At 64.6% G+C, this 22577-nt stretch carries 21 protein-coding genes; 11 read left to right on the forward strand and 10 right to left on the reverse strand.

The window, feature by feature from the left end; genetic code table 11:
• Window positions 1–10 precede the first annotated feature (10 nt).
• The 6 genes from EJO71_RS09640 (at window position 11) to EJO71_RS09670 (ending at window position 8760) form a co-directional block, all read left to right on the forward strand.
• Window positions 11–982, forward strand: a complete 972-nt coding sequence (locus tag EJO71_RS09640; protein WP_125948217.1) for a nitronate monooxygenase family protein — start codon at window positions 11–13, stop codon at window positions 980–982.
• A 1163-nt stretch (window positions 983–2145) separates the two neighbouring features.
• Window positions 2146–3867 (forward strand): AAA family ATPase, encoded by a 1722-nt coding sequence (locus EJO71_RS09650; protein ID WP_125948215.1) that lies wholly within the window; start codon window positions 2146–2148, stop codon window positions 3865–3867.
• A gap of 586 nt (window positions 3868–4453) precedes the next feature.
• On the forward strand, window positions 4454–5035 hold the full coding sequence (locus tag EJO71_RS09655) for a TRAP transporter small permease (protein ID WP_125948214.1): 582 nt from the start codon (window positions 4454–4456) through the stop codon (window positions 5033–5035).
• Entirely contained in the window at window positions 5032–6330 is a 1299-nt protein-coding gene (locus EJO71_RS09660) for a TRAP transporter large permease (protein WP_125948213.1), read from the forward strand. The genes EJO71_RS09655 and EJO71_RS09660 overlap by 4 nt, the downstream gene beginning before the upstream one ends.
• 43 nt (window positions 6331–6373) lie before the next feature.
• Window positions 6374–7411: a DctP family TRAP transporter solute-binding subunit gene (locus EJO71_RS09665; RefSeq protein ID WP_125948212.1), complete on the forward strand. Its 1038-nt coding sequence runs from the start codon at window positions 6374–6376 to the stop codon at window positions 7409–7411.
• A gap of 284 nt (window positions 7412–7695) precedes the next feature.
• Window positions 7696–8760, forward strand: a complete 1065-nt coding sequence (locus tag EJO71_RS09670; RefSeq protein WP_164549651.1) for a hypothetical protein — start codon at window positions 7696–7698, stop codon at window positions 8758–8760.
• A 10-nt stretch (window positions 8761–8770) separates the two neighbouring features.
• On the opposite strand, the gene EJO71_RS09675 is transcribed toward EJO71_RS09670, so the two are convergent.
• Window positions 8771–9736 carry a helix-turn-helix domain-containing protein gene (locus tag EJO71_RS09675; protein WP_125948210.1) on the reverse strand — a complete coding sequence of 322 codons (966 nt, stop codon included), beginning with the start codon at window positions 9734–9736 and terminating at the stop codon, window positions 8771–8773.
• A gap of 141 nt (window positions 9737–9877) precedes the next feature.
• Here EJO71_RS09675 and EJO71_RS09680 point away from each other — a divergent pair, with 141 nt between their 5' ends.
• The 3 genes from EJO71_RS09680 (at window position 9878) to EJO71_RS09690 (ending at window position 13190) form a co-directional block, all read left to right on the forward strand.
• On the forward strand, window positions 9878–10699 hold the full coding sequence (locus EJO71_RS09680) for a dienelactone hydrolase family protein (RefSeq protein WP_240651320.1): 822 nt from the start codon (window positions 9878–9880) through the stop codon (window positions 10697–10699).
• A gap of 233 nt (window positions 10700–10932) precedes the next feature.
• A complete protein-coding gene (locus tag EJO71_RS09685) occupies window positions 10933–12012 on the forward strand; it encodes a nucleoside hydrolase (protein WP_240651319.1) in 1080 nt (359 codons plus the stop codon).
• Window positions 12013–12218: 206 nt separating this feature from the next.
• Window positions 12219–13190: a cupin domain-containing protein gene (locus EJO71_RS09690; protein WP_240651318.1), complete on the forward strand. Its 972-nt coding sequence runs from the start codon at window positions 12219–12221 to the stop codon at window positions 13188–13190.
• A gap of 34 nt (window positions 13191–13224) precedes the next feature.
• Here the strand turns inward: EJO71_RS09690 and EJO71_RS09695 are convergent, their stop codons facing one another.
• On the reverse strand, window positions 13225–13668 hold the full coding sequence (locus tag EJO71_RS09695; RefSeq protein WP_125948207.1) for a surface-adhesin E family protein: 444 nt from the start codon (window positions 13666–13668) through the stop codon (window positions 13225–13227).
• Window positions 13669–13905: 237 nt separating this feature from the next.
• Here EJO71_RS09695 and EJO71_RS09700 point away from each other — a divergent pair, with 237 nt between their 5' ends.
• Entirely contained in the window at window positions 13906–14256 is a 351-nt protein-coding gene (locus EJO71_RS09700; protein WP_125948206.1) for a hypothetical protein, read from the forward strand.
• A gap of 58 nt (window positions 14257–14314) precedes the next feature.
• Here EJO71_RS09700 and EJO71_RS09705 read toward each other — a convergent pair whose 3' ends face one another.
• Window positions 14315–14761, reverse strand: coding sequence for a hypothetical protein (locus EJO71_RS09705; protein ID WP_125948205.1), 447 nt, complete (start codon window positions 14759–14761; stop codon window positions 14315–14317).
• A gap of 55 nt (window positions 14762–14816) precedes the next feature.
• Window positions 14817–15134: a peptidyl-tRNA hydrolase gene (locus EJO71_RS09710; protein WP_125948204.1), complete on the reverse strand. Its 318-nt coding sequence runs from the start codon at window positions 15132–15134 to the stop codon at window positions 14817–14819.
• A 231-nt stretch (window positions 15135–15365) separates the two neighbouring features.
• Here EJO71_RS09710 and EJO71_RS09715 point away from each other — a divergent pair, with 231 nt between their 5' ends.
• Window positions 15366–16430, forward strand: a complete 1065-nt coding sequence (locus EJO71_RS09715) for an alpha/beta fold hydrolase (RefSeq protein ID WP_125948203.1) — start codon at window positions 15366–15368, stop codon at window positions 16428–16430.
• A 101-nt stretch (window positions 16431–16531) separates the two neighbouring features.
• Here EJO71_RS09715 and EJO71_RS09720 read toward each other — a convergent pair whose 3' ends face one another.
• The 6 genes from EJO71_RS09720 to EJO71_RS09745 all read right to left on the reverse strand — a co-directional run bounded on the left by EJO71_RS09720 (window position 16532) and on the right by EJO71_RS09745 (window position 22542).
• Window positions 16532–17269: an amino acid ABC transporter ATP-binding protein gene (locus EJO71_RS09720; protein ID WP_125948202.1), complete on the reverse strand. Its 738-nt coding sequence runs from the start codon at window positions 17267–17269 to the stop codon at window positions 16532–16534.
• A gap of 39 nt (window positions 17270–17308) precedes the next feature.
• Window positions 17309–17998, reverse strand: a complete 690-nt coding sequence (locus EJO71_RS09725) for an amino acid ABC transporter permease (RefSeq protein ID WP_125948201.1) — start codon at window positions 17996–17998, stop codon at window positions 17309–17311.
• 1 nt (window position 17999) lies between these two features.
• Entirely contained in the window at window positions 18000–18728 is a 729-nt protein-coding gene (locus EJO71_RS09730; protein ID WP_125948200.1) for an amino acid ABC transporter permease, read from the reverse strand.
• A 98-nt stretch (window positions 18729–18826) separates the two neighbouring features.
• The gene (locus EJO71_RS09735) at window positions 18827–19726 is read right to left on the reverse strand and encodes an amino acid ABC transporter substrate-binding protein (protein WP_125948199.1); all 900 of its coding nucleotides are present in this window, start codon (window positions 19724–19726) and stop codon (window positions 18827–18829) included.
• A gap of 168 nt (window positions 19727–19894) precedes the next feature.
• On the reverse strand, window positions 19895–21361 hold the full coding sequence (locus tag EJO71_RS09740; protein WP_125948198.1) for an aspartate ammonia-lyase: 1467 nt from the start codon (window positions 21359–21361) through the stop codon (window positions 19895–19897).
• A 197-nt stretch (window positions 21362–21558) separates the two neighbouring features.
• Window positions 21559–22542: a LysR substrate-binding domain-containing protein gene (locus tag EJO71_RS09745; RefSeq protein WP_125948197.1), complete on the reverse strand. Its 984-nt coding sequence runs from the start codon at window positions 22540–22542 to the stop codon at window positions 21559–21561.
• Window positions 22543–22577: the final 35 nt, after the last annotated feature.

Here is a 22577-nt window from a genome sequence, read left to right on the forward strand (position 1 = left end):
GGCCGCGACGATGAAGACCCGCATCACCGAACTGCTGGGCATCCGCTACCCGATCATCCAGGGCGGCATGCAATGGGTGGGCCGCGCCGAGCTGGCGTCGGCCGTGTCGAACGCCGGGGGCCTCGGCATCCTCACCGCGCTCACGCAGCCCACGCCCGACGACCTGCGCCGCGAGATCGAGCGCACGCGCACGATGACCGACAAGCCCTTCGGCGTGAACCTCACGATCCTGCCGGCCGTGAAGCCGCCGCCCTATGCGGAGTACGTGCAGGCCATCATCGACAGCGGCGTGAAGATCGTCGAGACCGCGGGCAACAGCCCGAAGGACTTCATCGCGGCGCTGAAGGAGCACGGCGTGAAGATCGTCCACAAGTGCACCTCGGTGCGCCATGCGCTCTCGGCGGAGCGCAACGGCGTCGACGCGGTGTCGGTGGACGGCTTCGAGTGCGCGGGCCATCCGGGCGAGGACGACGTGCCCGGCCTGGTGCTGCTGCCGGTGGCGGCGCGCAAGCTGCGCATTCCGATCATCGCGTCGGGCGGCATCGCCGACGGGCGCGGCATGGCGGCGGCGCTGGCGCTGGGCGCCGAGGGCATCAACATGGGCACGCGCTTCTGCGTGACCAAGGAGGCGCCGATCCACGACAACATCAAGCAGGCGCTGGTGGAGGCGACCGAGCGCGACACCAAGCTGATGTTTCGCACCCTGCACAACACGGCGCGCGTGTTCCGCAACGCCATCTCCGAAGAAGTGGTGGCCACCGAGAACCGTCCGGGCGGCTGCGAGTTCGAGGACGTGCGCCCGCTGGTGGCCGGCGCGCGCGGACGTGCGGCGCTGGAGTCTGGCGAGGTGCACAACGGCGTGGTCTCGGCCGGCCAGTGCATCGGGCTGATCGACGACATTCCGACTTGCGCGGAGCTGCTGGAACGCATGGTGCGCGAGTGCCGTGAGCATCTGGACCGGGCTCGGGGCTGGATGGACTGAAGCCCTCCGCTCATTCGCATCCGGGGGCGCTCAGGCCGACGGGGTACCTTGCTCCGCGAATGTCCCCCGGCCTTCGGCCTCCTGCTTTATTTCGCTGCGCAAGGCACCCCATCGGCCTGAGCGTTGAGTGCCGCTGCTGACTGGCACAGCGCGGCTCACGAGGCGCACGTGCAGCAGCGCATTGCGGAAGCTGCATTTGTTGGCAGTCTTCGCGACTTCGTGCTGCAGCAGCGGCTGCTTTGCCGGGTTCTTCTCTAGAGTGAATGCCCCTGTCACTCGATACCCCGCCAAGGGGAGCAGAAAGGCCCACACACCAAGCCACCACCGAGATGTTTGAAGGCTGCTTGCCTCGCGGCAGGTTGTCGGTGCGAAAGCACTGATGCAGATGCGAGGTATCAAAAGGCGACGGCCAGGGTGTTACGAGCACCCCGGCCGTCTAACCAAAAACGTGCAACGACCTCTAAGGAGCGCACATCAATGGCTACCAAGACTATAGCCCGGCCAACTACGCCGGTAGCTTCTGCAGAAACCGCCCAAGACCCGGCGGATCTTCTTGAAAACACCCTTACTCAGCTTGAAGCCCTCCTTTGGGTCTGCCATGGGGAAGAGATCGACTGGTGCAGCGGGGATGGACCTCGGCAGTTGAATAACCTGCTTTGGCTTGCGGCTGAGATGGCTCGGAAGGCGGGGGAGTTGTTTCAGGTGAGTGAGAAGGCGCGGCGTGAGGCGCCTGAGGCTGGCGGGTAGCGGCTGGGCTGTGGATTCCGCGGCCCGCCTGGGGACAGGTCCTTTGGGATGGGACGGCTGAAGCCTCTATGGTGGAGGGAACTCGGTTCGATTGAGTTTCGTGGGGCAGGGCTCGGTTAACAGCTATGTGTTCCACGCCGATCGTCGACAGACAATGCGAGTATCCGCTTTGCAGGCGTTGCCTCCGGTCATCGCTGCGCAGTCGGTCGCCTGATTTCCGCCATTGAGCAGCACCTGACAAGCGACAGTTCTATGCTTGTTGAGCCGTAGTCCAACAATGAACTGCGCGTATTGAAGGCAAGCCTGAGTGTTAGAAACGGCCTTGTGCAAGATCGATACTAGGCGCGCCGAGTTCTATCGCGTCATCGATTCCAGTTCCAGCAAGGCCTGTACAGCGCCAATCGAGGAGAAAAAGCATGCCGCTCAAGTTTGTTTCCGCCGTCAACCATAGCGACGAGGCGGTTGCGTTCGGGCCAATAACCGTGCTCGTTGGCCCAAACAATAGCGGCAAGTCACAAACCCTGCGAGACCTGCGGGACTTCGCTTTGGGAGGTCCAGAGAGCGCGCTCACACTTTTCAAGAGCATTGATGTGATGATGCCCTCCAAGGAGGACTTTCGAAATCACTTCGATATCCTCCCTTCAAAACATTCGCCGATGAACGAGAACGTTCTCGGCATAGCCGAGAGTCTTGTCAAGATTCACAGCGTAGAAAGCCAGATCGGCTGGTCGAAAACTGTGATCGAACACACCGACCTGAAGCACCGGCTTCAGTCGCTGGGAAGGTTTCTGATCAGTCATCTCCATGCAGGCACACGGTTCGAGTTGACCGCTCCGCAAGAGGCCTACGATCTAGAGACAGAGGGACCTACACACGCGCTGCAAGAGTTTTTTCGTCGACGCCTTGATGTGCAACCACAGCTGCGGCAAGCGTTCTCGGAAGCCTTTGGACGCGATATTGCGCTTGATTGGACGGCCATGAAGCGCTGGTACTTCAAGGTCGGCGACGCATTCGGCGACCTTTCCGAATCGATGGATAACCTCAAACAACAGCTCCGTACTGGGCAACTTCTCAAAGAACAAGGCGACGGGTACCAGTCGTTTGCCGGGATCCTCATGGCTGCGATTGTCTTTCCAGATCGCCCCCTTTTGCTCGATGAGCCCGAAGCATTCCTTCATCCCAAGCAGGCGCGCGTGCTGGGCCAACTGTTGGGGCGACTGAGCATTGATCGCCCTGCACAGATCATTGTTTCGACCCATAGCTCCGCATTCATGTGGGGCGTTGTCAGCGAGAACGACAATGCCAACGTCCTGCGACTCAATCGCACGGCCGATACAACGTGCTACACCCAGGTGCCAGCCTCAACAGTGACAGCGTTGACGCGCACACCGCTTCTCTCAAGCCAGCCAGTCCTCGACTCGCTCTTCCATCAAGGAGTGGTCGTCTGTGAAGGCGATCCCGATCGAGCGATCTATCAGTTCGTTGCGCACCGCACACTCGGCGGCAAGAGGGGCGAAGACCTGCTTTTTATCCATACGAATGGAAAGGGCGCTGCGGACACTCCTGTCCAGCTACTAAAAAGCGCCGGAGCGCCGGTCGCTGTCATCGTAGACATCGATATCCTCAACGCGAGTAGCCCGTTGGACAAGATCGTCAAAGCGTTGACGGGCGCCGCGATCCCGACGGAGCTTGAAAAGCAACGCGCCGAAATCGGGAAATGGGTGCTCCAGATGCCGGAAGATCAGTTTTTGCAGAAGCTGCTCGACGGCGTCAACGCATGGATCACGTCTCCTCATGCTGACGCTCGCTCATCCCGAAAGCGGCTCGAGAGCACGCTTAAGGCGACGACATCCAAGTGGGAAGTCGTGAAAGAGGTGGGCATCTCCTACTTCACGGGCGACCAGTTGACTGCGGTCGAGAGCCTCATCGAGGACCTCGCCAAGATCGGTATATTCGTCGTTCCCTGCGGAGAGCTCGAGCAATGGATCAATACCGGTGTGAGCAAGGGCAGAGAGTGGAATCGCAAGGCGCTTGAGAAGCTTCAGACCGACGGCTGCCCGACAGGGCTCGAAGCTTTCGTGCAGCGGGTCATCGATTTTTTATCGGGTCCCGCCGTTGCAGTTGTCCGCACCTCCTGATGCTCTCTAAATCTCACAAACTCGGTTGGATCGGAGGATCCGGCAGTTTTTAGCCACAAAGTTCGACAGAGGCGATGTCTGCTCCTTCGCGATTGAAGTCGGCCGATCCGTTCTACGCGAACGACTCATGTCAGTCTGAAGCGAACATCGAACGCAGTCATACCAAAGTTGACCGCTACCAACACCAGCCCTTCGGACTTCGGTTTCTCCAGCGCCCGTCTCTCACGAAAGCCCAGCGGTACGCCCCCGCACGCTCATCTGCAATCCGCCGCGGCGGTCGAACCGCCAACGTCACAGCCGCACTCATCGTGCGCAGGGCGTCGGGTGCTCCCCGCAGCGAAATGAAGGAGGAGGCCGCAGGCCGGGGGACATTCGCGGAGGGGAGTACCCGGCGCCCTGTGCACACACCCCGAAAGCCGCTCCAAAGGAGCCAGCCCCAGGCCGAGCGGCTAAGGAAACCCCCGATACATGAATGGTCATGGACCCCCTAGCATCGGTAACAGTTTCCCTGTCGAGGTGTATGGAACGCGTCCCGGCGTCCGCCCGGTGACATGGCGTTCGTGCGTGCCTCACTGACCATCCTGCGATGACAACTCCACCCGAGTCCGGCCCCACGCTGGACGCCGCCAGCCCCATTCCCCCCGACATCGAAGCCGCAGACGAACCGACCAAGGTTCCCCTTGCCATCGAGGACTGGCTCACGGTCATCATCATGGGCGCGCTGGCGCTCATCACCTTTGCCAACGTCATCGTCCGCTACTTCACCGATTCTTCCTTCGCCTGGACGGAAGAGTTCTCGGTGTTCCTCATGATCATGCTGGCGCTGGTGGCCGGCTCGGCCGCTGTGGCGCGCGACCGGCACATCCGCATCGAGTACTTCTCCGAAAGCGGCTCGATGGCGCGGCGCAAGCGGCTGGCGCAGTTCGGCGCGCTGATGATCGCCGTGCTCTTCACGCTCATCGGCGCGCTCAGCATCCGCATGGTGTGGGACGACTACCGCTTCGAAGAGACGACGCCCGGCATCGGCCTGCCCGCCTGGTGGTATTCGATCTGGCTGCCCATCGTGTCCTTCGGCATCGCGCTGCGGGCCCTGGGCCTCATGATCCGCCGCGGACGCGAGACGACGCACACTGAAGTCGAAGACAACAGCAAGGGCAACGCATCGTGATCGCCACCCTGCTCTTCGTCGCCTTCGTCGTGATGATGCTGGTGGGCGTGCCCATCGGCGCCGCGCTGGGCCTGGCGGGCGCCGCCTGCATCGCGCTGGCCAACAGCGACGCCCAGTGGTTCGGCCTGCTGGCCGTGCCGCAGAACTTCTATGCCGGCCTCGGCAAATATCCGCTGCTGGCCATTCCGATGTTCGTGCTGGTCGGCTCCATCTTCGACCGCTCGGGCGTGGCGCTGCGCCTCGTGAACTTTGCCATTGCCATCGTGGGGCGCGGGCCCGGCATGCTGCCGCTGGTGACCATCGCGGTGGCCATGTTCATGGGCGGCATCTCGGGCTCCGGCCCCGCCACGGCCGCCGCGGTGGGCGGGGTGATGATCGCGGCCATGGCGCGCGCGGGCTACCCGGGGCCCTTCGCGGCCAGCGTGGTGGGCGCCGCGGCGGCCACCGACATCCTGATTCCGCCCTCGGTGGCCTTCATCGTCTATTCGGTGCTGGTGCCCAATGCCTCGGTGCCTGCGCTCTTCGCCGCCGGCATGATCCCGGGCATCCTGGCCGGCCTCGCGCTCATGGTCCCGGCTGTGTGGCTTGCGCGCAAGCACCGCATGGGCATGCTCGAAGCCGCGCAACCGCGCCCGCCGTTCTGGAAGAGTTTTCGCGAAGCCACCTGGGGCCTCGCGGCGCCGGTGCTCATTCTTGGCGGCATGCGGCTGGGCTGGTTCACGCCCACCGAGGCGGCCGTGGTGGCGGTGTTCTACGGGCTCTTCGTGGGCATGGTGGTGCATCGCACCATCAAGGTCCGCGACCTGTTCGTGATCCTGCGCGAATCGGGCGAGCTCTCGGCCGTGATCCTGATCGTGGTGTCGCTCGCGGGCATCTTCGCCTACTCGCTGGCGACGCTGGGCGTGATCGACCCGGTGGCCCACGCCATCGTGAATTCGGGGCTGGGCGAGTACGGCGTGCTGGCGCTACTGATCCTGCTGCTGATCACGGTCGGCATGTTCCTGGACGGCGTGTCGATCTTCCTGATCTTCGTGCCGCTGCTGTGGCCGATCGTCCAGTATTACAAGTGGGACCCGGTGTGGTTCGGCGTGATCCTCACGCTCAAGGTGGCGCTGGGGCAGTTCACGCCGCCGCTCGCCGTGAACCTGATGGTGTCGTGCCGCATCGCAGGCGTGCGCATGGAAGAGACCGTGCGCTGGGTCGGCTGGCTGCTGTTCTCGATGTTCCTGGTGATGGTGCTGGTCATCATCTTTCCCGAGCTCGCGCTCTGGCTGCCGCACAAGCTCGGCTACTGATTTTTTTGTCCGTCGCAGAACCATTATTAGGAGAGCCATCGTCATGAAATTCCGCCGCACCCTGCTCGGCCTCGCCGCCGCAGCCACCGCCCTCGGCATGTTCTCGTCCGGCGCCATGGCGCAGGCCGCCTACAAGGCCGAGTACAAGATGTCGCTGGTGCTGGGCCCGCCCACGCCATGGGGCCAGGCCGGGAAGATCTGGGCCGACCTCGTGAAGGAACGCACCCAGGGCCGCATCAACATCAAGCTGTACCCGGGCGTGTCGCTCATTCAGGGCGACCAGACGCGCGAGTTCAGCGCGCTGCGCCAGGGCGTGATCGACATGGCCGTGGGCTCGACCATCAACTGGTCGCCGCAGGTCAAGCAGCTCAACCTGTTCTCCATGCCCTTCCTGATGCCCGACTACGCGGCCATCGACGCGCTCACGCAGGGCGAGGTCGGCAAGGAGATGTTCAAGACGCTCGACAAGGCCGGCGTGGTGCCGCTCGCATGGGGCGAGAACGGCTTCCGCGAGATCACCAACTCCAAGCGGCCGATCAAGTCGCCGGCCGACGTGAAGGGCATGAAGATCCGCGTGGTGGGCTCGCCCATCTACTCCGACATGTTCACGGCGCTCGGCGCCAACCCCACGCAGATGAGCTGGGCCGACGCGCAGCCCGCGCTCGCCAGCGGCGCGGTCGACGGCCAGGAGAACCCGCTCTTCCTGTTCACGGTGCTCAAGATGCAGAACGTGGGCCAGAAGTTCGTGACCACCTGGGGCTACGTGGCCGACCCGCTGGTGTTCGTGGTCAACAAGGAAATCTGGGCCTCGTGGACGCCGGCCGACCAGGCCATCGTGCGCCAGGCCGCCATCGACGCGGGCAAGGAAGAGATCGCCATCGCGCGCAAGGGCCTGGTGGAAGCCGACAAGCCCGTGCTCAAGGACATCGCAGGCATGGGCGTGACCGTGACCAGCCTCACGCCCGACGAGCGCGCCGCGTTCGTGAAGGCGACGCGGCCGGTGTACGACAAGTGGAAGTCGACCATCGGCACTGATCTGGTGGCGAAGGCCGAGCAGGCTATCGCGGCGCGCAAGAAGTAAGCGCCTCTTTTCACGCTATCGGCGAGCCCCGCATGCGGGGCTTTTCCTTTTGGGGCACGGTGCATTCGACGAAAACGTGGATTGCCTCAACGCTCCATCGCAGGTATCGTCGCGGCGCCCCGCAGAGCTGCACACCAGCCACCGGCGGCAACAACCAAGCATATAAGCAAGCAACGAGGGAGAAAGCAATGCTGAGACTATGGAAGAGCGCCGCCGTGGCAGCGCTGGCTACGCTATTGATTTCCTGCGGAGGCGGGGGAGGCGGAGGAGGAGGTGGTGGTGGCATGGGGTTGCTGCCGTTGCCCTCGTCGGGCAACGGCACGACAACGCCCGCGCCATCCGCACAACCACAGACGCAGCCCACGCCGGTTGCGTCGGCTTACACAACATTCGCCCTGCTGCCCTACAGATCCGCGGTCGTGTCCTTCTCCAAGCCCAACCCGGTGCCCGGCGAGACAGTCGAGATGCGGACGATCAACGCCTTCAAGAACGTGGGAGGCTCTCCGCGCGACATGGCCTATGACGCCAAACGCGACCGGCTGTACATCTCGATGGGCACCCGCATCCTGATGATCCCCAAGGCAAGCCAGGCATCTGGCGACGTCACGGCAGCGCAGTACGACCTGCTGTCGAGCGGACTCGGCAGCTACAGCACGATGGTGCTGGATGCCGAACGCGACGTGCTCTGGCTGGGCGGTCCGGTGTCCAGTCAAGGGGCGCTGGTGAAGATCAGCAACATCAGCGCCGCCTACGGCCAGATTCGCACACTCGAGTCCATCAGCCCCAATGAATCGCAGCCTGTCGCGTCCTACCAGATCTGGTACATCCGCTCCTCGATGCTCATGCGCTTTGCGGTTGATCCGGTCCGCTCGCTCGTCTATACCTCCGACGGCCTTGGCGGAGTCTTCGATCTTGCAACGTTGACCCCCGCACGCAAGGGGTCGACCGGTGAGCCCGTCTACGAGAGTTCGGTCGCCTACAACAACGCGCCGACACGCCTGCTCTTCAACGGTACCAATGCATTTGCCACCGACGTTGCCCTTGATGCCACGCGGAACAGGCTTTATTTCCTCGGAGGCGATGGACGCGAGGTCATCATGGTCGATGGTGCCAGCACTGCTGGTTCACCAGCCACCTTTGCGCGACTGCCTCTGCCCACGGCGAACATCTCTATCGCCGTGGACGCGAAGAACGACCGCCTCTATGTGGGTGGCGTCGACAACAACGCCTACATCTTCGGCAACGCAAGCACTATCACGGCGGGCACGACCGTTCCCGGCACCAACGTGCTGGGGGCACCCGAAAGCGTGGCGGGCAAGGGTGTGGTGCTGGGCATTTCGTTCCCTTGATCTCGCCGCATCAACTGCGGTAGCGGCTCGGGTTCGCACCCGCGATCTTCTTCATCAGGCGCCGCAGCGCCGTGGCCTCCTGGTAGCCCACGGCGCTTGCGACCTGCTCGACAGTCATGCGACTCGATTCGAGCAGCGCGCGGGCACGCCGCAGCCGCACGCTCTGCACCAGCGCCTGGGTGCTCTTGCCGGTGGCCTTCTTGACGTGGCGCGCCAGCGTGCGCTGCGACATGCAGAACTCGCGCGCCAGTTCGCTCACGGCGGGCGCATCGGGCAGGGTGGACTCGACCCGAGCGGCCAGCCGCGCCACCAGGTCGTTGCCGCTGGCCAGCACCTCCGCCGCGATGAACGGTGCCTGCGCCTGGCGGCCGTCTATCAGCAGCATGCGCGAGACAAGATCGGTTAGCGCGCTACCGCAGCGCTCGCGCAGCAGGTGCAGCATCAGGTCGGTCTGCGCGAAGGCGGCGCCCGCGGTGACGACAGGGCCATCGGAGCACACCATGCGGTCGGCATCGACGGTACAGCCGGGCGACATGCGAGCGAGCAGCGGGGCATACCACCATGAGACGGTGGCACGTCGGCCCTGCAGCAGGCCGGCGGCATTCAACAGGAACACGGCCGAGCATGAGGCCGCGACCTGCCCTCCTGCCTTGGCGTGGCGCACGAGGCCGGCGATGGCCTTGGCCGCATCGGCGCTCTCGAGGCACTGGCGGATCTCGCCGGGCGTGTTGAGGCCGAGCCCCGGCACTACCCAGGTGGAACGGTCGTCGCGGGGGCGCACGGGCATACGCGTTGTGTCGAGGCTCATGCCGGCGTGCAGCTGCACCGGGCCGCCGTTCACCGAGCACAGCCGCCAACGGGGCGGCGCGACGCCCGCGCGCGCGGCCATCGCTTCCGCAGCGCCGAGGATGTCCATGGTGACCGCGACGCTGGAATTGAAGGCGCCGGGCAGCACCAGTACGGTGAAGTCATGCATCTGGATGAGTTGGCCGATAAAGCCTCAAAGAAGTCGAATTGGACACTGCCATTCTGATGAGGCCGAAGGTCCAATACAAGCTTCCCGGCTTTCGCACGACCTGAACGGCAAAAAGGAAAACCCATGGCACAGCAGCGCTCCATGAACGAAGACGACCCGCTCGACGACTTCACCGCGCGCCAGATCGCGCTCGACGGCATCGAGAAGAAGGTCTACGTCATGGGCCAGGGCCCGGCCGTGATCGTGATGACCGAGATGCCCGGCATCAGCCCGCACGTGGCGCGCTTCGCACGCTGGGTGCGCGACGCGGGCTTCACCGTCTACATGCCTTCGCTGTTCGGGCGCGACGGTGCCGTGCCTGGCGCGGAGGAAGGCATCGCGGTGTTCAAGCGCGCCTGCGTCAGCGCCGAGTTCCGAGCCTTCGCGGCCAACGAGTCGAGCCCGGTCACGCAGTGGCTGCGCGCGCTTGCGCGGTTCGCGCACGCGGAATGCGGCGGGCCCGGTGTCGGTGCGATCGGCATGTGCTTCACGGGCAACTTCGCGCTCTCGATGATGCTCGAGCCCGCGATGCTTGCGCCGGTGGTGTGCCAGCCTTCGTTGCCGATGGACAAGCCGGAGGCCACGAACATGTCGCCGGACGAACTGGCCTCGGTGCGCGAACGGCTGGAGCGCGAGGACCTGACCGTCATGGCCTACCGCTTCGAGGGCGACAGGCACTGCAGGGCGCAGCGCTTCGCGGCCTTCTCGCAGGCGCTGGGCGAGCGCTTCATCGCACGCGTACTGCCCGACAGCGCGGCCAGCACCAATACGCCGCCCTTCTTCGCGCAGGTGGTGGCGAGCCCGCACAGCGTGGTGACGGCGCACCTGATCGACGAAGCGGGGCAGCCCACGGTGGCGGCGCGCGACGAGATACTGGCCTTCTTCGCGCGGCGCCTGCGGTCATCCAGTTCCGGCAAAGCCTGAACAAGCGGCGTTTTCGCAACACGCGGGGCACGGCGGATGAAACCTCTTCGCCGTGTCTTGCGCACTTTCAGTTCCGGCCTTTCCGATGCGCTAACGCCTTGGTATGCGCAACGTTGCAGCCGCGCGCGAGCGCATCGAAAATGCCTTCGCGATCCGGTGTCCGTGCCGCGCGATGCTCTGGCAGACTGATTCGAGAGGCGCTTACTTCACAGCGTCCGCAAGGAGTCTTCCCCATGCATTCCAGGCCCGCAGCACTGGCGCTGCCATCGCGCCTCGCCGCGCTCTTCCCGATTCTTTTTCTCGGACTCGTTGCCCTCTTGACCGCCAGCTTCATCGCCCCGAAGGCCCACGCCGCCGATGCCACCCCGGCAACGACGCACACGCTCATCATCGACACCGACCCCGGCGCCGACGACGTGATCGCGCTGCTCTTCGCCATGGCCTCGCCCGAGCAGTTGAAGATCCAGGCACTCACCACCGTGGCCGGCAACGTGCCGCTTGCCAAGACCTCGCGCAATGCACGCCTCGCCCGCGAATGGGCGAAGCGGCCCGACATCGCGATCTACGCCGGCGCGCCGCGTCCCCTGCTGCGCACGCCGATCTACGCGGCCGACATCCACGGCAGCGAAGGCATCACCGGCGTGAAGGTGCACGAGCCCAGCCAGCCGCTGGCCGAGGGCAACGCGGTCGACTACCTGATCCGCACGCTGCGCGCCGCGCCCGAGAAGAGCGTGACGCTCGCGATGCTCGGCCCCGAGACCAACCTCGCGCTCGCGCTCACGCAGGCGCCCGACATCACGCGCGGCCTGCGCGAGCTGGTGCTCATGGGCGGCGCGCATTTCAACGGCGGCAACATCACGCCGACAGCCGAGTTCAACGTGTTCGCCGATCCGCACGCGGCCGAGATCGTGCTGAAGAGCGGCGTGCCGATCACCATGCTGCCGCTGGACCTGACGCACAAGGTGCTGACCAGCCCCGAGCGCATCGCAAAGCTGCGCGGCCTCGGCAACCAGGCCGGCCGGACCGTGGCCGACATCCTCGACGCGTACGTGCAGCACGACATGCAGTACTACGGCCTGCCCGGTGGCCCGGTGCACGACGCCACCGTGGTCGCCTACCTGCTGCAGCCCTCGCTCTTCAGGGGCCGCAAGGTGAACGTGGAAGTCGACAGCCGCGAGGGGCTGGGCTTCGGGCAGACGGTGGTCGACTGGTATGGCGGGCTGAAGAAGCCGGCCAACGTGAACTGGATCGCCGAAGGGGATGCGCAAGGGTTCTTCGACCTGCTGACGCAGAGGATTTCGCGCTTGCCTTGAGCGGCGTCGCGCCCGGCCTGCGGCTCGGCAGGCCGGCTGCCATTTCCGGACTCTCTCCTGTGGGTACTCCAGAGTCAGGCTGACGTCAGGGGTTCGGCCTAAAGTTGAATCCTAAAGTATTACTTCAGCTCGCGGGCTTCGCTCCTGTCCAGTTTCAGGGGCGGAGGGCCACAAGCGATCCGGAGGATGCTATGTGCACGACCAACATGAATTCCGTCGGAGCCTCGGCAGCGACGTATCGGGTTTGGACCGACAACCCCGGGGGCTTCTCGACCCTGAAGATCATGCCGATGCACCACAACTTCCACGAGCATCCCCTCTTCCAGGTGCCCGAGCTCGTGAAGCTCGGCATGGAGCTCTCGAAGCTGGACCAGTGCAGGTTCATGGACCCGAAAAGGACGGTCTCGTCATCGCTGGCGCACGACGGACGGCCTCCCGGCGGGCGCAGCATCGAGGAGTTCTTCGAGCGGATGGAGGAGCCGGGTTCGTCGGTCGCCTTCTACAACATCGAAGTCATCCCGCGCTACGGGGCGCTGCTGATGTCGGTGGTCGACTCGATGCGCTCCCTGGTCGAGCGCGAACAGCCCGACATCTTCCTGGTGAACGGTTTCGTCTTCTTCTCCGCTCCGCCTTCCGTCACGCCCTTCCACATCGATCGCGAGAACAACTTCTGGCTGCAGCTGCACGGACGCAAGACGCTCAACGTGTGGGACCACCGCGACCGCACCATCGTGCCGGCCGAGGCCGTGGAAGATTTCATCGTCACGCAGTCGCTCAAGAAAGTGCGCTTCGACGAAGCGTTCCTGCCGCGCGGGCTGGAATTCAATGCGCAGCCGGGGGACGCCATCTACTTCCCGAGCACCTCGCCCCACATGACGAGATCGAGGGTCGACGCGGCCGCCGCGCCGGAGAGCCGCCTGTCGATCTCGATCGGCGTGACCTTCTACACCGCCGCCACGCGCGAAGTGGCCCGCATCCATCAGGTGAACCGGGTGATGCGCAAGTGCGGCCTCTCGCCCTCGTACCCGAGGGAGTCGCGCACCGCCGATGCTATCAAGTCGGCTGTGGGAGGCCTGGTCGGCGCCGGACGTGCCCGGCTGGGCGCTGCGCGCGCGAAGTTCAGAAGCATGACCTCGTCGCGACGCTTCAAGCACACACCGCCGCCGGGCTCGTACTGAACTGAAGGGAGGGGTCCGCAATCAGCGGGCTCAATCAGCGGGCTTGGGCGCACACGTGCTTGAACACGATCCCGCTCACCGTGGTGGGCCCGCCGACGGCCTTCCACTCGGTGTGCCGGCTGAGGTCGATGTCGTGCACCTCCAGCGGCCCGTTGTGGCTCACGACGCGGCGCGCCTTCTCGCGCCCGCCCTTGCAGTCGTAGTCGTAGAGGTAGCGCGACGTGCGGTACGGGGTCTTGCCCACGTCGGTCTGCAGTTCGTCGTAGCGGTAGAGCGTCCACGCCTCCACCATGCCGTCGTGCGGGCGGATGGAATCGCGCTGCAGCAGCACCTTCTTGCGGGGCGTCGATGCGATCTCGGTCCAGTTTTCTGCTGCCTGTGCCGGCAGTGCCGTCGACAGGGTCGCCGCCGCGCAGGCCGATGCGACGAGGCGACACAACGCCATCGTGCGATGCAAGGATCGATTGGGTCTTCTCATCCTCTTCTCCTCCGTGTGTGTAGGCGGGCCGGTGCCCTCGGCTCCAGTCCTTGCCACGGCACGAGCATAGCTCCGCACTTCGACCGACCGCTTGGCGCCTTCTCTCGCGTACTCCGCGGCGGAAGGGGATGTGCAGGGATTCTGCAATCTGCTGACGCAAAGGGTTTCGCGGCTGCCCTGAGCCATGCGCCACGGGCATCGGCGCGACCTGACATGGGCGGCGGCTACCATCGCGCAATGCCCACCTCGAACACGACGGATCGATCTGCGTTCTTCAACTGGATTTCAGCGGGCATGTTGATGGGCGGTCTCGCGCTGCCGCTCGTCGCGAAGGCAGTCGAGCCGGGCCTCTGGTCGCTGCCCCTCTACTCTCTCTCGTTGCTCTGCTGGCTCGCTCTGCCCTTGTGGTATCCCTATTCCGTGGTGAAAACAGGAGTCATCGGCGCGAAGTACAAGGTTTTCAGACAGCAGGAGCCATACAGGTTCTGGTTGGGACTGGCGACCTATGAAGTGCTCCTGCTTGCCTTGGGCACTGTGATCGCGCTGCCCGTGTATGTCGGGCTCGTGAAAAGCCAGATACCGCAGTGATGCGGTATTCGACCCAGGGGAAGTCCGCATCCAGGACGAGTCTTGCCCGCGGCACCGCCTAGACCTTGATGCCGCGGAATGCGATGACACGGCGCCAAGGCGCCATGCGTCCCAGCACCGCATGGAGCTCATCCGTTGGAGAAACGGCTCCAAGAACAATTGGCTCCGAATGCGCAGCCTTGACGATGACATCCTCGGCGAAGGCCGCGACAAGAAACTCGGGACGAACACAGTTCTGACCTTGCTCCGGGAAGCTGACGAGGCGGCTGAACCTGAAGTCGTCCGGTATGGGCAGCCTGGCTTTGAGAAACCAATCCTCGTCGGCCGCGACGGTCTGCCACGGGCCGGCGGAAAGTCTCCTGACAGTCGTTGCACCCAGGACCCGTGCGCCAGTGACTAACTGCTCGGCAATGCTCTCCAGCGTGACTTCATCGCGGTTGAAGAACATCGTCGGATGGGCGCGGGCCCATTCTGTTGCAGAAACCGTGATCTCGGTGATGCTCATTGCTTCCAGGTTCCATCCAATGGGACCGAACAAATTACAGCGTTTCAGGGCCGGTTCACAGCAGCGGCGGCTCCTTGTAGAGCCGGAGGAACTTGAACATCCTTGGCCATTGCTCCCGAGGCTTGAAAACGATCGCCACCTCCTGATTTCCGAGGGCTGACTCAGTCAGCACCACGTGATCGGCAACCTGCTTGGCATTCTCGAACTCTTTGGTGTTTGCCTTGCAGACAGCCTTGAAAAAGGGGCCCGAAAGCCATTGCTGCGTCTCCGGCTCGCTCTGGAATTTGAGATAACCGGCCAAGGATGCATGGGCAACAGCGACCATCGCGAAGCCCAGGGGAATGTCGTCCCGAACAAGGATGTACATCTTCATGCGTCTGCTCGCACCACTGGCGTGATTCTCCCCAGTCATGCCTTCGATTTTCCAACAGGATCTCTGCGATGACTCAGGTCGGGAATGCGGCTCGCCGTACAACGGGCGAGTTGAGCACATCGCTGCATCCGGTCATTTCACACCGCCTTTCACGCACTTCGTCGCAATCCCATGGAAACGATGCGATGACATCGCGACCATCCGGCTCCACATTCACCAAGGAGATCCGCGATGCGAAGAGCCCTTGTCCGCCCCGCCCTGCTGCTCGCCAGCAGCCTGCTGCTGTGCTTCCAGGCACTGGCCTCCGAGGCCGGCTGGCGGCAGATCCGCATTCCGGGCGCCACGCCCGACGACGCGCCCACGGTGGTCGCGCTGTACTACCCCACGCAAGCGCCCGAGCGCACGACGCCCATGGGGCCGTTCACGGTTCGGGCGGCCATCCAGGCGCCTCCCGAGGACAAGATCAAGGGCTTGATCCTGCTGAGCCATGGCCTGGGTGGCACCGAGCTGGGCCACAGCAGCCTGGCCGAAGCGCTCGCGCGGGACGGCTACCTGGTCGCGGCGCTGCGCCATCCCGGCGACAACTGGCAAGACGGGTCGCTGCTGAAGAAGGGCGCGGCCGCCTACTTCGGCGAGCGGCCGCAGCAGGCTTCGCGGGTGATCGACGCGCTGCTGCAAGACCCGCTATGGAAGGAGCGGATCGCGCGCGACGACAAGGGCTATCGCATCGGCGCCGTGGGTCATTCGGCGGGCGGCTACACGGTGCTGGCACTCGTGGGCGGCCAGGCCGACCTGTCGCGCATTACCACGCATTGCGCGAGCGAACGCGCCGCCGACCCGATCTTCTGCGGTGTCAACCGCAGCGACGCGCCGCCCTCCGGCACCACGAGCGCGAGCGCGAGCGCGGCGCCGGCATCGTTGCTTCCCTCGTTGCGCGATCCGCGCGTGCGCGCGGTCGTGTCGCTGGCCCCTGCCGGCGTTCCCTTCACGGCCTCGTCGCTCGCGCAGGTGCGGGTGCCCGTGCGAATCTACGAAGCCGAGCAGGACCGCTTCCTGGTGCCGCGCTTCCACGCCGAATGGGTCGCCGGCAACATGCCCGCGGCCGAGCTGCGCCGCATTCCGAGCGCATGGCACTTCGCGTTCATGGACACGCCGTCCATGCCCATCCAGACGCCCGACGGCAACATCGCGGACGACCCGCCGGGTTTCGACCGCCAGGTGTTCCTGGCACGGCTGGGGCGGGAGATTCCGGACTTCTTCGACAAGGCGCTGTCCGGGGAGACTCGCCCGCAGTGAATGGCGCCCGGGCCCGCCCTGCTCCCGGGCTCGCTCCCAAAAGAAAAGGCCATGCCGTCGCCGGCATGGCCTTTGTCGCTTGATCTACGCAGCAGCGGCGCTCAGTGCTGCAGGATCTTGTTCAGGAAGTCCTTGGTGCGCGGCTGGCGGTTTTCCGGATGGCCGAAGAACTCGTCCTTCGAGCAGTCTTCCAGGATGCGGCCGCCCACATCGATGAAGATCACGCGGCTGGCGACCTTGCGCGCGAAGCCCATTTCGTGCGTGACCACCATCATGGTCATGCCTTCCTTGGCGAGGTTCACCATCACGTCGAGCACTTCGCCAACCATCTCGGGGTCGAGCGCCGAGGTGGGTTCGTCGAACAGCATCACGATCGGGTCCATCGACAGCGCACGGGCGATGGCCACGCGCTGCTGCTGGCCGCCGGAGAGCTGTCCCGGGAACTTGTCCTTGTGCGCCATCAGGCCCACGCGGTCGAGCATCTTCAGGCCGCGGGTCTTGGCTTCGTCGGGCGAGCGGCCCAGCACCTTGATCTGCGCGATCGTGAGGTTCTCGGTCACCGACAGGTGCGGGAACAGCTCGAAGTGCTGGAACACCATGCCGACCTTGGAGCGCAGCTTGGGCAGGTTGGTCTTGGGGTCGTGCAGCGGAATGCCGTTGACGGTGATCTCGCCCTTCTGGAAGGGCTCGAGCGCGTTCACGGTCTTGATGAGCGTGGACTTGCCGGAACCCGACGGGCCGCACACCACCACCACGTCGCCCTTGGCGATGTTCACGGAGCAGTCGTTGAGCACCTGCACCGGGCCATACCACTTGGAGACGTTCTTGATTTCAATCATTTTTTCGGACATTGGTTTCTCTCCGGTTCAGCCACTCAATCAGCGAATGATGGCGATCTTCTTGTGCAGGCGTTTCACCAGCCAAGAAAGGGCGTAGCACATGACGAAGTACACGACAGCCGCGAGCAGGTAGGCCTCGATCGGGCGGCCGAAGTTCTTGCCGGCGGTCTCGAAGCCCTTGAGCATGTCGTAGGCACCGATGGCGTAGACCAGCGACGTGTCCTGGAACAGGATGATGGTCTGCGTGAGCAGCACGGGCAGCATGTTGCGGAAGGCCTGCGGCAGCACCACCAGGCGCATGTTCTGGCCGTAGGTCATGCCCACGGCCTGGCCTGCGTTGACCTGGCCGCGCGGGATCGACTGGATGCCCGCGCGCATGATCTCGCTGAAGTAGGCGGCCTCGAACGCGACGAAGGTGATCACGGCCGAGATCTCGGAGCGGTAGTTGGAGCCCACCGAGCCGAACAGCGAATAGAACGACGCCGGCACGAGCAGGAAGAACCACAGGATCACCATCACCAGCGGGATGCTTCGCATGCCGTTGACGTACAGCGCCGCGGGCGCATCGAGCCACTTCTTGCCCGACAGGCGCATGAGCGCCAGGATCGTGCCGAAGATCACGCCGCCGATCGTGGCCACCACCGTCAGCGTGATGCTGAAGTAGAAGCCCTTGACGACGAAGTTGCTGATGACGTCCCAGTTGTAGAAGGAAAGGTCGAGATTCATCATTTCAGTGTCCTCCGCCACCGCCGGCCGAGACGATGAAGCCCGGTACGCGGGTCTTCTTCTCGATGAACGCCATGAGGCGGTTGATGATGAGCGCCGAGACCACGTAGCACGCCGTCACGGCGAGGTAGACCTCGATGCCGCGCGAGGTTTCTTCCTGTGCCTGCATGGCGAACATGGTGAGTTCGGCGACCGACACCGCGAAGGCGACGGACGAGTTCTTGAAGATGTTCATCGTCTCGCTCGTGAGCGGCGGGATGATGATGCGGTAGGCCATCGGCAGGATCACGTAGCGGTAGTACTGCGCGGTGGTGAAGCCCACCGCCATGCCTGCGTAGCGCTGGCCCTTGGGCAGCGCCTGGATGCCCGAGCGCACCTGCTCGGCGATACGCGCCGAAGTGAAGAAGCCCAGTGCCAGCACCACGAGGATGAAGCTCGGCACGCTCTTCATGACGGGAATGAGCGCCGGGATCACGTGGTACCAGAGGAAGATCTGCACCAGCAGCGGGATGTTGCGGAAGAGCTCGACCCAGGCATTGCCCAGCCGCACCAGCCACGGGCTGTCGGGCAGCGTGCGGATGATGCCGATGAGCGAGCCCAGCACCAGCGCCACGACCAGCGCCAGCAGCGCGACCGACACGGTCCAGCCCCACGCCGAGAGCATCCATTGCAGGTAGCTCGGATATTCCCCCCCGGGGTCTTGCAGGAAAACCTGCCAATCCCAGTTGCCCATTTGTGTTTACTCCTTCTTCACCGTCTCTTCGAAAACCAGTCCCTTGAAAAGAAACGCCCACCGCGAAAGGTGGGCGTCATCACGCAGCGACGCGCCGCTTATTCCTTGGTGACGTACTCTTCGGCCGGCTTGTCGTTCGGGTTGGCCCACGCGTTCTTGGTGGCTTCACCCAGCGGCAGGCCGATGGTCACGCCAGCCGGGGGAATCGGCTTCAGGAACCACTTGTCGTACAGCTTGGCGAGTTCGCCCGACTTGGCCTGTGCCTTGATGCTGTCGTCCACGGCCTTCTTGAAGGCGGGGTCGTCCTTGCGGATCATGATGGCGATGGGCTCGACGGCCAGCACGTCCGGCAGGATCTTGTAGTCCTTGGGCGACTTCGACTTGGCGGCCAGCGCAGCCAGGATCGAGCCGTCCATCACGAAGGCGTCGGCACGGCCGGTTTCGAGCAGCAGGAAGCTGTCGGAGTGGTCCTTGCCGTAGACCTCCTTGAAGGTCAGGTTCTCGGCGCGCTTCTGCTTGCGCACGGTCTGCAGCGGCGTGGTGCCGGTGGTGGTGGCGACCGTCTTGTCCTTCAGGTCGGCCAGCGAGTTGATGCCCGAGTTGGCCTTGACGACGATCTTGGTTTCTTCGACGTAGGTGGTCACGCCGAAGGACACGTCCTTCTGGCGGGTGGCGTTGTTGGTGGTGGAGCCGCACTCGATGTCCACGGTGCCGTTCTGCACGAGCGGAATGCGGTTCTGCGAGGTCACGGGCTGGAACTTGACTTCGAGCTTCTTGCCGGCGGCCTTCTCGAGGTCCTTGATGATGTTGGCGCAGACGTCGTAGTGGAAGCCGGTGTATTGGCCATTGCCCAGCGTGTACGACAGGCCGGAAGATTCACGCACGCCTTCGGTGATGACGCCGGAAGCCTTGATCTTGGCCAGCGTGTCGTTGGCCTGCGCCATCGCGCCGCCAGCGGCCAGAGCCGCAACCGCCAATGCCAATACTTGTTTTTTCATACGGAAAACTCCTGAGGGTGACTGAAACAGATACAACTAAATTCTAGACACTCGCATTTTGCGTGATACCCGGACCAACCCGGTGCATACACACACGCGCTGCACCGGCCATGCGCATCGCAGCGCCAGCCTGGTGCGATCCTGCCTCCTGGCATTGTCCGACTTTCACTAAGCAGCCTTTATGCCCGAAGCCTGGCCCGACGGCTCGGCAGCCGGCGGAACCGGCGCGGCCGTGAGGCGCACCGGTTGCGTGAGGTTCTCGGGCACGAGCAGCGCGTCCATTTCGGCGCGGGTCATGATGCCCAGCGACTCGGCCACCAGGTCGATCGGCCCGCCGGTAGCGAGCGCAGTCTTGGCGATGAGCGCGGCCTTCTCGTAGCCGATGAGCGGGTTGAGCGCCGTGACCAGCGTGACCGACTCGCGCACCCTCTTCGCAAGGAATTCGCGATTCGCCTCGATGCCCTCGACGCAGTTGTGCTGCAGCGTAGTGCAGGCCCGGCTCAGGTGCTGGATGCTCTTGAACAGGCTCCAGCCCATGATCGGCTCGAAGGCGTTGAGCTGCAGCTGGCCGGCTTCGGACGCAAGCGTCACGGTGATGTCGTTGCCGATGACCTCGAAGGCCACCTGGTTCATGACTTCCGGGATCACCGGGTTGACCTTGCCCGGCATGATCGACGAGCCCGCCTGCCGCGCCGGAAGCCTGATCTCGCCGAAGCCCGCCTGCGGGCCGCTGGAGAGCAGGCGCAGGTCGTTGCAGGTCTTGCTGAGCTTGGTGGCCACGCGCTTGAGCACGCCCGACAGCTGCACGAAGGCGCCCGTGTCCTGCGTGGCCTCGATGAGGTTGGCGGCCTGCTTGAGCGGCACGCCGGTCTGCTCGGCGAGGTACTGGCAGGCGAGGTTGGCGTAGCCGTGCGGCGCGTTGATGCCGGTGCCGATGGCCGTGGCGCCGAGGTTGATTTCCTCGATGAGCGCGCGCGCCTCGCCGAGGCGGGCCTCGTCCTCTCCGATCATGATGGCGTAGGTCAGGAACTCCTGGCCCAGCGTCATGGGCACGGCGTCCTGCAGCTGGGTGCGGCCGATCTTGAGGATGTCCTTGAACTCGAGCGCCTTGGCCTCGAAGGCACGGCGCAGCGAGGCCATCGATTCGAGCAGCCGGGCGATGGCGAACCACAGCGCCAGGCGCACCGCCGTGGGGTACACGTCGTTGGTGCTCTGCGAGGCGTTGACGTGGTCGTTGGGGTGGAGCACGTCGTAGCGCGCCTTCTCGTGGCCCAGTTTTTCCAGCGCGAGGTTGCAGATGACCTCGTTGGCGTTCATGTTGGTCGAGGTGCCGGCGCCGCCCTGGATCACGTCGACCACGAACTCGTCGAGCAGCTTGCCGTCGACGATGTCGTCGCAGGCCAGGATGATGGCCGCCGCGCTGTCACGGTCGATGGCGCCCAGGTCTGCATTGGCGCGGGTGGCGGCCTTCTTCACGTAGGCCAGCGCACGCACCAGGTCGGGCATGGCCGAGATGCGCGTGCCGGAGATGGGGAAGTTCTCGACCGCGCGCGCCGTGTGCACGCCCCAGTAGGCGATGGCGGGGATCTGCTTGTCGCCGAGGAAGTCGTGTTCCGTCCTGAAATTGGAGCTCATGGGAGGTTCCTCGGCTTAAAAAAAAGCACGCGCAGGGCGCGTGCCGTGGGGGTTGCTGTGACAGCAGCTAAAAAGCAGCCGCGACTGTAGAGGCGCCGGATTCAAGGCGCCAATGCCTTTTGCGGGAAGCCCTATGCGCGGCATTTATAGATTGTGCGGTGCACAAATCTCCGTGGTGACTGACTCGGTGGTAGTGGTCAGCGTTGCGGTTGGGTGCCGACCAGGTAAGACCATAGCGCATCGGCCGTGCGCTTGGGTTGCAGGCTGTCGGCGGCCTTGATGGCGGCGCGGCCGGCGCCGGCCTTGACGGGTGGTGGAGTTCCGGGGCGTTCGCGGTAGGCGCGGATCTCCATGGTCGCCTCCAGGCTGTCGATCTCGGGCGGCAGCGCGCTCACGAGCTTGCGGGCCTTGATCTCCTTGCGCACCGCGCTCTGCGGCAGGAAGGCGATGCCGTGGCCCTCGAGCGCCATGACCTTCAGGCCCTCGGCCATGTCGGTCTCGTAGACGCGGTCGAGGTGGATGGCGGTGCCCGATTCCTTGAGCAGCTGGTCGACCACGCGGCCCAGGTAGGCGCCCGGCGCGTAGCCCAGATAGGGCAGCGGCTGGCCGGGCCGGCCCGGCAGCCGGTAGCGCGGTGCGCCTTCGGCATCGGCCTTGACCCAGGGCGCCACGGTTTCCTCGCCGAGGCTGACCATCTCGTACTTGTTGGCGTCGAGCTGCAGCGGCTGCGAGGGGTGGTGGTAGGCGATGAGCAGGTCGCAGCTGCCTTCGACCAGCCGCAGCACCGCGTCATGCACGTTCAGCGCGATCAGGCGGCTCTTGATGGGGCCGAAATGCTCCCTGAGGCTGGTCACCCACGAGGGGAAGAAGGTGAAGGCCAGCGTGTGCGGCACCGCGATCTCGATCACGTCCTGCCCCGCGGCAGAGTGGCCGCGCAGCATGGCGCGGGTGCTCTGCAGCGACTGCAGCATCTCGATGGCCTGGCTGTAGAGCGTCTGTCCTGCCGGGGTGAGCCGCGTTGGGTACGAGCTGCGGTCCACCAGGTCGGTGCCCGCCCACCCTTCGAGCGCCTGTATGCGGCGGGAGAACGCCGGCTGCGTCACGTGCCTCAATTGGGCCGAGCGGCTGAAGCTGCGCGTTTCCGCAAGGCTGATGAAGTCTTCGAGCCACTTTGTTTCCATACGCGGCGATTATGCGAGCGCCGCGCCATACTGGG

Origin of the sequence: Variovorax sp. 679 (assembly GCF_003952185.1) — a bacterium.
Classification (GTDB): domain Bacteria; phylum Pseudomonadota; class Gammaproteobacteria; order Burkholderiales; family Burkholderiaceae_C; genus Variovorax.

Coding starts and splice junctions, on each gene's coding strand:
- EJO71_RS09640 (WP_125948217.1), top strand. CDS start 11: ATGAAGACCCGCATCACCGAACTGCTGGGCATCCGCTACCCGATCATC.
- EJO71_RS09650 (WP_125948215.1), top strand. CDS start 2,146: ATGCCGCTCAAGTTTGTTTCCGCCGTCAACCATAGCGACGAGGCGGTT.
- EJO71_RS09655 (WP_125948214.1), top strand. CDS start 4,454: ATGACAACTCCACCCGAGTCCGGCCCCACGCTGGACGCCGCCAGCCCC.
- EJO71_RS09665 (WP_125948212.1), top strand. CDS start 6,374: ATGAAATTCCGCCGCACCCTGCTCGGCCTCGCCGCCGCAGCCACCGCC.
- EJO71_RS09670 (WP_164549651.1), top strand. CDS start 7,696: ATGGGGTTGCTGCCGTTGCCCTCGTCGGGCAACGGCACGACAACGCCC.
- EJO71_RS09675 (WP_125948210.1), bottom strand. CDS start 9,736: ATGCATGACTTCACCGTACTGGTGCTGCCCGGCGCCTTCAATTCCAGC.
- EJO71_RS09680 (WP_240651320.1), top strand. CDS start 9,878: ATGAACGAAGACGACCCGCTCGACGACTTCACCGCGCGCCAGATCGCG.
- EJO71_RS09685 (WP_240651319.1), top strand. CDS start 10,933: ATGCATTCCAGGCCCGCAGCACTGGCGCTGCCATCGCGCCTCGCCGCG.
- EJO71_RS09690 (WP_240651318.1), top strand. CDS start 12,219: ATGAATTCCGTCGGAGCCTCGGCAGCGACGTATCGGGTTTGGACCGAC.
- EJO71_RS09695 (WP_125948207.1), bottom strand. CDS start 13,668: ATGAGAAGACCCAATCGATCCTTGCATCGCACGATGGCGTTGTGTCGC.
- EJO71_RS09700 (WP_125948206.1), top strand. CDS start 13,906: ATGCCCACCTCGAACACGACGGATCGATCTGCGTTCTTCAACTGGATT.
- EJO71_RS09705 (WP_125948205.1), bottom strand. CDS start 14,761: ATGAGCATCACCGAGATCACGGTTTCTGCAACAGAATGGGCCCGCGCC.
- EJO71_RS09710 (WP_125948204.1), bottom strand. CDS start 15,134: ATGAAGATGTACATCCTTGTTCGGGACGACATTCCCCTGGGCTTCGCG.
- EJO71_RS09715 (WP_125948203.1), top strand. CDS start 15,366: ATGCGAAGAGCCCTTGTCCGCCCCGCCCTGCTGCTCGCCAGCAGCCTG.
- EJO71_RS09720 (WP_125948202.1), bottom strand. CDS start 17,269: ATGATTGAAATCAAGAACGTCTCCAAGTGGTATGGCCCGGTGCAGGTG.
- EJO71_RS09725 (WP_125948201.1), bottom strand. CDS start 17,998: ATGATGAATCTCGACCTTTCCTTCTACAACTGGGACGTCATCAGCAAC.
- EJO71_RS09730 (WP_125948200.1), bottom strand. CDS start 18,728: ATGGGCAACTGGGATTGGCAGGTTTTCCTGCAAGACCCCGGGGGGGAA.
- EJO71_RS09735 (WP_125948199.1), bottom strand. CDS start 19,726: ATGAAAAAACAAGTATTGGCATTGGCGGTTGCGGCTCTGGCCGCTGGC.
- EJO71_RS09740 (WP_125948198.1), bottom strand. CDS start 21,361: ATGAGCTCCAATTTCAGGACGGAACACGACTTCCTCGGCGACAAGCAG.
- EJO71_RS09745 (WP_125948197.1), bottom strand. CDS start 22,542: ATGGAAACAAAGTGGCTCGAAGACTTCATCAGCCTTGCGGAAACGCGC.